General features: G+C 67.9%; 7 protein-coding genes. 5 read left to right on the top strand and 2 right to left on the bottom strand.

Features of this window, described 5'->3' with window-relative positions:
- From Q0X16_RS11555 to plsB, 4 genes are all read left to right on the top strand, one after another.
- Nucleotides 1-734, top strand: a 734-nt coding sequence (locus Q0X16_RS11555; RefSeq protein ID WP_297834530.1) for an ATP-dependent helicase, incomplete at its 5' end; no start/stop codon positions are given.
- Nucleotides 735-810: 76 nt separating this feature from the next.
- Entirely contained in the window at nucleotides 811-1,635 is an 825-nt protein-coding gene (locus tag Q0X16_RS11550) for a DUF2608 domain-containing protein (RefSeq protein WP_297834527.1), read from the top strand.
- A 58-nt stretch (nucleotides 1,636-1,693) separates the two neighbouring features.
- Nucleotides 1,694-2,644 (top strand): hypothetical protein, encoded by a 951-nt coding sequence (locus Q0X16_RS11545; RefSeq protein WP_297834524.1) that lies wholly within the window; start codon nucleotides 1,694-1,696, stop codon nucleotides 2,642-2,644.
- 79 nt (nucleotides 2,645-2,723) lie between these two features.
- Nucleotides 2,724-5,510, top strand: a complete 2,787-nt coding sequence (gene plsB, locus Q0X16_RS11540) for a glycerol-3-phosphate 1-O-acyltransferase PlsB (RefSeq protein WP_297834522.1) — start codon at nucleotides 2,724-2,726, stop codon at nucleotides 5,508-5,510.
- A gap of 101 nt (nucleotides 5,511-5,611) precedes the next feature.
- On the opposite strand, the gene Q0X16_RS11535 is transcribed toward plsB, so the two are convergent.
- Nucleotides 5,612-6,337, bottom strand: coding sequence for a hypothetical protein (locus Q0X16_RS11535; RefSeq protein WP_297834519.1), 726 nt, complete (start codon nucleotides 6,335-6,337; stop codon nucleotides 5,612-5,614).
- Between the two features lie 317 nt (nucleotides 6,338-6,654).
- Nucleotides 6,655-6,864: a YdcH family protein gene (locus Q0X16_RS11530; RefSeq protein ID WP_297834532.1), complete on the bottom strand. Its 210-nt coding sequence runs from the start codon at nucleotides 6,862-6,864 to the stop codon at nucleotides 6,655-6,657.
- A gap of 71 nt (nucleotides 6,865-6,935) precedes the next feature.
- Between Q0X16_RS11530 and ttcA the strand changes: the two genes are divergently transcribed.
- Nucleotides 6,936-7,892: a tRNA 2-thiocytidine(32) synthetase TtcA gene (ttcA, locus tag Q0X16_RS11525; protein WP_297834516.1), complete on the top strand. Its 957-nt coding sequence runs from the start codon at nucleotides 6,936-6,938 to the stop codon at nucleotides 7,890-7,892.
- The last annotated feature ends 51 nt before the right edge of the window (nucleotides 7,893-7,943 follow it).

Genomic DNA, 7,943 nt, shown 5'->3' with positions numbered 1-7,943 from the left:
CGCTGGCGAAACTTGCCGAACTGGCTGCGCACGCGCACCTGCCGCTGGCGCGGGCGGCCGAGTCGATCGCGCTGGCCAAAAAGCTCCCGCCGCGGGCCGCCAGCGCGCTGCAGGGGTTTTCCGGGCTGCTGAAGGACCTGCGCAAGGCCGCGCATGTCCTGCCGCCGGCCGAACTGGTGCGCAAGCTCAACGACGCCTCCGGCCTGCTGGCCGCGCTGCGCGCCCATTGCAAGGATGAGGCGCAGTTCCAGATGCGCCGCCGCAACCTCGACGAACTGGCCGACTGGTTCGACGGCCCGAAAACGTCCGGCCCGGGTGAACTGGCCGCCGCGCTGGCCCTGCTGTCGCACGCCGACAAGGGCGATGCCGGCAACCAGGTGCGGCTGATGTCCCTGCACGCGGCCAAGGGGCTGGAATTCCGCTTCGTCTTCATCGTCGGCGTCGAGGACGGCAACCTGCCCCACGAGGCCAGCATCGAGGAAGGCCGGATCGACGAGGAACGCCGCCTGTTCTACGTCGGCATCACCCGCGCCAAGGAGCGGCTGTGGTTGTCGCATGCGAGGGAAGCGCAGCGCTGGGGCAACACCCAGCGCCTGCAGCCGAGCCGTTTCCTGGACGAGTTGCCCGCGGCCGAGCTGCAGCGCGATGGCGCTGATCCGGAGGCCGAGGCCGCCCACAAGGTCGAGCGCCGTCGCGCCGCCTTCGATGAAATCCGGGCGCTGCTGGCCAAGTAGGGCGAATCCGCCGGATGCGGGGCAGGGGCTTTTCTCCCGCTACACTGCGGTCATTGTCTGCCCGGGAGCCGAATCCATGCGCCGCCTGCTGACCTTTGCCCTGGTTGCCCTGCTGTCCGCCTGCAGCACCCCGGCGCTGCGCCCGGACACCGTGCGCTCGGACGTGCGGGAAATCACCGACCTTGCGGAGATCGCGCCGGCGCTGGCGGAAAGTCGCGCGCGGACCCTGCTGGTGCTGGACATCGACGATACCCTGCTCACGTCGGACGCCTTCTTCGGCAGCGACGCTTGGTACGCATGGCAGAAAACCCTTGCGGCCGACGACCCCGGCAAGGTGCCCTGCCTGTTCGACGTGATCGCGCTGAACTACGAAGCCGGCACCCAGCACCCGACCCAGCCCGACGGCCCGACGCGGATCAACGCCCTGCCCGTCGATAAATTGCTGCTGACCTCGCGCGGCGCCAATTACCGCGGCGGCACGCTGCGCACCTTGCACGAAAACGGCTACGCGCTTCCGGCGATGCTCGGCGGCCGCAGCGACGGCCTGATCTGGGATTTCCGCAAGTCGTCGGACTCCCGCCCGGTGCGGGTGGTGTACGACCAGGGCCTGTTCATGACCACCGGCCAGGACAAGGGCAGGACCCTGCTGGAACTGCTCGGACGGTTGCGCCTGCATTACGACCGCGTGCTGCTGGTCGACGATGGCCAGGCCAATATCGATGCCATGCGCGCGGCGCTGCGCAGCGCCGGCATCGACTACCTCGGCCTGCATTACACCCGCGTCGACAAGACCCCGGATCCGGCGGCCGGCCGCGCCGGCTGGCAGCACTGGCGCACGCTGCTGGAAGCCAACTATCCGCAGCGATTGCAGGAAATGGAACAGGGCAAATGCGGCAGCTGACGGGATGACGGCGGCACTGCGCTTGCGCTGGCACGTCGCATGCCGCGACACTCCCGGCATGACCCGACGGGATCGACAACACCGAGTCGCCCGCCGCGCGCTGCTGCTGTGCTTCGCGCTGGCCCTGCCGTGGCTGTCGGCCTGCCGTCCGGCGCCGACCCCGGCCGCGAAGGACGCCTCCGGGTTGCGCAACGTTGCGGCCGAGCGTCCGGTCGATGCGATCTACGCGCTGCGCGATCGCCTGCTGGCGCGCGACGGCGCCGGCTTTGCCCGGGTGGCCCTGCCGCCGGCCCTGCATGCACAGGTTGAAACCGCCTGGCGCGATGGCCGCAGCCTGTGGCCGCTGGAGGAGCTGCCGCTGGACAGCGACATTCCGCGCATGCTCGCGGCATTGCAGGAACCTGACGCTGCGCGCGCGCTGACGGCCAGCTTCCAGCGCCATATCGCCGGCGCCGACGGGGACATCGATCAGGCGGTGCGCACCCTGGTCGTGTTCGGCAGCAGTTATATCCAGACCGATCCCGATTACACCCCCGACGAGCGCGAGCACGTCGCCCAGGCCATGACCGCGCTGGGCGACTGGGCGCTGGCGGCGCCGCTGTCCGATCCCAAGCGCGCCCAGCACCTGTTCGCGGCGCTGGCGGCGGCGGCGAACCACACCGGGATCGACGGACGCAGCGCGAACGCCGACTTCGCCCGACTCGGGATGACGGCCAGCCTCGACCGGCTGTCGCGGTTCTTCTCGACCCTGACGGCCCAGCTGCGCCTGCAGTACGGCCTCGATTTCGACAGCAGCCTGCGCAGCGTGCAGGCCACCTTGCAGCAGCAGACCGGCGACAGCGCGCGGCTGCGCCTGCAGTATCGGCTCGGCGGGTCGGCCGTCGATGCGATCGTGCCGGTGGTTCGCATCGACGGGCACTGGTATCTGGCCGATTACGTGGCGCGCGCACGGCGATCGCTGGGCGGCCCGGGCGTGCCGGCCGCCGCCGCGCCCACTGGGAAACCGTGACGCAGATCACGGAACATGCCCCCCACTGAACCCTTGGCCCCGGCGCGCCGCGTGGGGCGCTCGTCCATAATGCACGGCGATGCCTGATTCCCAGTCCCCCCAGCAGGCGGGTTTGTTCGACCCGCCGCCTGAAGCGACACCCGCGCGTCCGGCCACCGAAGCCGGCCCGGCGGACGGCGCGCAGGCGCCGGATGCGGGCGCGTCGGCGGAACCGCCGCTGCCGCTGCCGGAGTTCCTCGCCGGCGCGCGCGGAAGCGGGGTGGCCGAACTACCCGAAGGCGCGGACGCGGGTGCCGGGACCGCCGACACCGATCCTGTCGCCACGTCGGCGGCAGCAGCGGGGAAGGTTCGGGTGCCGCTGTGGTCGCGCCTGCTCGGCGGGCTGCTCGACCCGTGGTTGAAGCTCGACATCGAAAGCGGACAGACCGGCGAGGTCGATCCCGCCCGTCCGATCTGCTATGTCCTCGAAGACTACGGCCTGTCCAACGCCCTGATCCTGCAGCGTGCCTGCCGCGAGTCCGGCCTGCCGGAGCCGCTGGTGCCGATCGCGGGCGATCCGCTTGGCCGCAAGCGCGCCTATGTCGCACTCTCGCGCCGGCACGCCAACGCGCTGGGCCTGCTGCCCGGTGCCGAGCACAAGACCCACTCCGGCTCGCTGGCGCGGCTGCTGCAGGCGCACCGCGACAACGCCGGGCTGGACGTGCAGCTGGTGCCGGTCTCGATCTTCGTCGGCCAGGCACCCAAACGCAGCAGCGGCTGGTTCTCGGTGCTGTTCTCGGAAAACTGGGCGCTGGTCGGCCGTTTCCGGCGCCTGCTGGCGCTGCTGCTCAACGGCCGCGACACCCTGGTGCAGTTCGCGCTGCCGGTCTCGCTGCACGGGATCGTGGCCGAAGGACTGGATCCCGAGCGCACGGTGCGCAAGCTCTCGCGCGTGCTGCGCACCCACTTCCGGCGCGTGCGCGAGGTCGTCATCGGCCCGGATCTGTCGACCCGGCGCCTGCTGGCCGACCAGGTGCTGTCCGCGCCGCTGGTCAAGGAGGCGATCGACGACCAGGCCAGGCGTGAGGGCGGCAAGCGCGACGGCGCCTGGAAGAAGGCCAACGCCTACTTCTGGGAAATCGCTGCCGACTACTCCAATACGGTGGTGCGCTCGGCCAGTTTCTTCCTGACCTCGGTCTGGAACCGCATCTACCGCGGCGTGCTGGTCCACCACCTCGACCAGTTCAAGCAGGATGCGCCGGGGCACGAGGTCATCTACGTGCCCAGCCACCGCAGCCACATGGACTACCTGCTGCTGAGCTATCTGCTGTATTCGCACGGCATCGTGGCCCCGCACATCTTCGCCGGCATCAACCTCAACCTGCCTGTGCTGGGCACCCTGCTGCGCAAGGGCGGCGCCTTCTTCGCCCGCCGCAGCTTCAAGGGCAACGCGCTGTATTCGGCGGTGTTCCGCGAATACATGGCGCAACTGGTGGCCGGCGGCTATTCGATCGAGTACTTCATCGAAGGCGGGCGCTCGCGCACCGGCCGCCTGCTGCAGCCCAAGGGTGGTTCGCTGGCGATGACGGTGCGCGCCTATCTGCGCCAGCCATCGCGCCCGGTGCTGTTCCAGCCGGTCTACATCGGCTACGAAAAACTGATGGAAGGCCGCAGCTATCTCGACGAGCTGACCGGCAAGCCGAAGGAAAAGGAATCGATCTGGAAGGTGCTGTGGGGCATTCCCAAGGTGCTGCGCAGCAACTACGGGCAGGTGGTGGTGAACTTCGGCGAGCGCATCCACCTCAAGGACGTGCTCGCCGAGCACGCCGCCGAATGGGACGGCCAGCCGATTCCGGACGATGCCAAGCCGAGCTGGTTCGCCAGCACGATCGACGCGCTGGCGCAGCGGATCCAGGTCAACGTCAACCGCGCCGCCGACGTCAACCCGATCAACCTGCTGGCGCTGGCGCTGCTGTCCACGCCCAAGCACGCGATGGGCGAATCCGACCTGCTGAACCAGATCGCACTGTCCAAGACCCTGCTTGCCGAGGTGCCGTATTCGGACTGGGTGACGGTGACACCGCACACACCGCAGCAGATCATCGCCCACGGCGAGGAGATCGGGCTGATCGAGCGCACCGCGCATCCGCTCGGCGACGTGCTGCGGGTGGACGACGACAACGCGGTGCTGCTGAGCTATTTCCGCAACAACGTGCTGCACCTGTTCACCGCCTCGGCGTGGATCGCGGTGTGCTTCCAGAACAACCGCCGCATGGGGCGCGCGCAACTGCAGCAGATCGGACGCACGCTGTACCCGTTCCTGCAAGCCGAGCTGTTCCTGCCCTGGGACGAGGACGGCTTTGCCGCACGGATCGACCGCACCATCGAGGTCTTCGTGCGCGAAGGCCTGCTGCAGCAGGTCAGCGACGAGGAAGGCGGCATCCTGCAGCGCTTTGCCGGCCAGACCGACGAGGTATTCCGCCTGCGCGCGATCGGACATTCCCTGCAACAGGCGTTCGAACGCTACTACATTGCCATCGCCATCTTGGTGAAAAACGGTTCCGGCACCCTCGGCGCCGGCGAACTGGAAAGCCTGTGCCAGCAGACCGCGCAGCGGCTGTCGCTGCTGTATGCCCCGGCCGCGCCGGAGTTCTTCGACAAATCGCTGTTCCGCGGCTTCATCCAGAAACTGCGCGAACTCAAGCTGGTCTGGCCCAGCCCCGAGACCAGCAAACTGATGTTCGACGAGCGCCTGAACGCCTGGGCCCGCGACGCCCGAGTGGTGCTCGGCCGCGAACTGCGCCACACCATTGAGAAGATCAGCCCGGACACCGGCCGCATTTCCGGCGAACGGCCGGCGCTGGCGGACGAGACAGACCCGGAATGACGACAGCAAGCCCGCTCAGTGGGCCGACCGGCGCGTACGGCCAACGTCCCTGTGGAGCGCCTGGATCGCTGCCTTCGATGCGGACCGCAGTCTGACCGCAATCACTGCCGGGACATCTTGAACGTCCCCGCATAGTCGGTCGCGTTGGCGGTCTGGACGAAGCTGGAAACGACCAGGTCGCTCCCGGGGTCCCCCAGCGTGCCGGTGATCGCCGTCGGCCGCTGGCGCCGGTAGTCGACCCGACCGCTGAAATTGCCGTTGTCGTCCACGGTCGCGGTCATCGTCCCGGTATTGCCCAGGGTCGCATTCTTGATCGTCCCGGTCATGCTGCCGTTGGTCGCGATCACGAAGCTGATGCTTCCGGTCTGCCCCATGGAGGTTGCCGCCCACGAGCCCGACCAGCTTCCGGCGTACTTGTTCGACGCCGACGTCACCGAGTTCAGCCGCAGGGTGCCTCCGACCTTTCTCCCTGCCACGTATTGCACGAAATTCCCGTTCACGACGCCCCCGCTCATGAACAGCGTCGCGGACAGCTTCGCGTCGCGCTGTCCGGGGTAGGTGACGGTTCCCGAAAGATTGCCGTTGTCGTCGGTTGTCGCGTCGAGCGTGCCCGCGTTGTTCAGCGTGAAATTGTCGATGCTGCCGGTGCTGGTGCCGTCGGTGGATACGGTCAGGGTGAACAGCCCGCTTTGCCGCAGGGAAGGCGCTTTCCAGGTGCCCTGCCATGACCCGGCATAGGGAAAGCCGCCTGCGGCAACCGGCTTGGAGCCCGCCGCCATGGCAACCTCGGAGTCCTCCTTGCCCGTCGCGTCGCCGGCATCGTCCACCGCGGACTTCCCGGTTGTGGCGGCGTTGTCGGTGCCGCCCCCGGTTCGGCCCGGCGCGCTGGCAGGTGCGTTGGTCGAAGCGTTGGCCGGCGTGCTGGCCGGCGCGGTGTTCGCCGCTGCATTCGATGGCGTGCTTTCGGCGCTGTTGCCGCCTCCGCGGCCGCAGCCGCACAGCGCGGCCGAGACCGCGACGGCGAGGAGGATGGGCGGGATTCTGGCGATGCGCATGGGGAACTCCTTGGGAACTTTCGGGACGGTCGGGAAATGGATTCCACACCTCGTTAGCGAAAGAACGCGGTCGTTCCGGACATGGGTCGCTATGCAGGCTCGTCGGGGATCAGCAGATTCTCGACCCAGGCGATCTGGTCTTTCAGCCGCAACTTTCGTTTTTTCATTCGCTTGAGCAGCAGTTCGTCGGCCTGCAGGTCGGATTGAAGCCGGCTGATTGCCTCGTCGAGGTCACGATGCTCCTCGCGCAGTTCCATCACCAGCCGAGTCAGTCTGGCCAGTTCCCCGGATTCAAGCATTCTGCCCATGGGATCAGCATAGCGCGGCTGCCGGTTCGTGATGTGCGCCGGTGCGGATAAAATGGCGGGGAATGGACACTTTCCCCCGCCTCGATCCTGCAGGTCGGCCCGGTTCGCAGCCCGGCCCCCGCAACAAGCACGAAGCCGACAAGCTGGCCAAGCGCCTGCGCCACCAGGTCGGCCGCGCGATCGCCGATTTCGGCATGATCGAGGACGGCGATCGGGTCATGGTCTGCCTGTCCGGCGGCAAGGACAGCTACACCCTGCTGGACGTGCTGCTGCAGCTGCAGAAAAAAGCGCCGGTCAATTTCAGCATCACGGCGGTGAATCTGGACCAGAAGCAGCCGGGGTTTCCCGAGCATGTGCTGCCCGAATACTTGGCGTCCATCGGGGTGGATTTCCACATCCTCGAACAAGACACCTATTCGGTGGTCACCCGCGTGATCCCGGAGGGCAAGACGATGTGCTCGCTGTGCTCGCGCCTGCGGCGCGGCGCGCTGTACACCTACGCCGAGGTCAACGGTTTCAGCAAGATTGCGCTCGGCCACCACCGCGACGATCTGGTCAATACCTTCTTCCTCAACCTGTTCTTCCACGCCAGGCTGTCCGGCATGCCGCCGAAGCTGCAGAGCGACGACGGCAGGCACATCGTGATCCGCCCGCTGGCCTACGTGCGCGAGACGGACATCGAGGCCTATGCCGAGGCCAGGGCGTTCCCGATCATCCCCTGCAACCTGTGCGGCTCGCAGGAGAACCTGCAGCGCAAGCAGGTCAAGAAGATGCTGGCGCAGTGGGAGAAGGAAGCGCCGGGCCGGATCGAGACCATGGCCCGGGCGCTGGGCGACATCCGCCCCTCGCAGCTGTCCGATCCGAAGCTGTTCGATTTTCTCGGCCTCGGCAAGCGCGGAGAAGCGGCCTTGCCCGATGCCCACGCCTGGCTGTCCGGTGCACCCGTCGAGCACGAACCGATCGCGCTGCCGGCGCGGCCGATCGGCAATCACGACGGGCTGGATATCCTGAAGTCGTGACTCGCGGGGGCGTTGTCCCTGTTCTCGGCTCGCACGAAGGCGCTGCGGTGG

It is taken from the genome of Thermomonas sp., assembly GCF_025993755.1.
Lineage (GTDB): Bacteria > Pseudomonadota > Gammaproteobacteria > Xanthomonadales > Xanthomonadaceae > Thermomonas.
The sequence above is the reverse complement of the archived record's forward strand: the minus strand, read 5'-3'. Positions and strand labels throughout refer to the sequence as shown.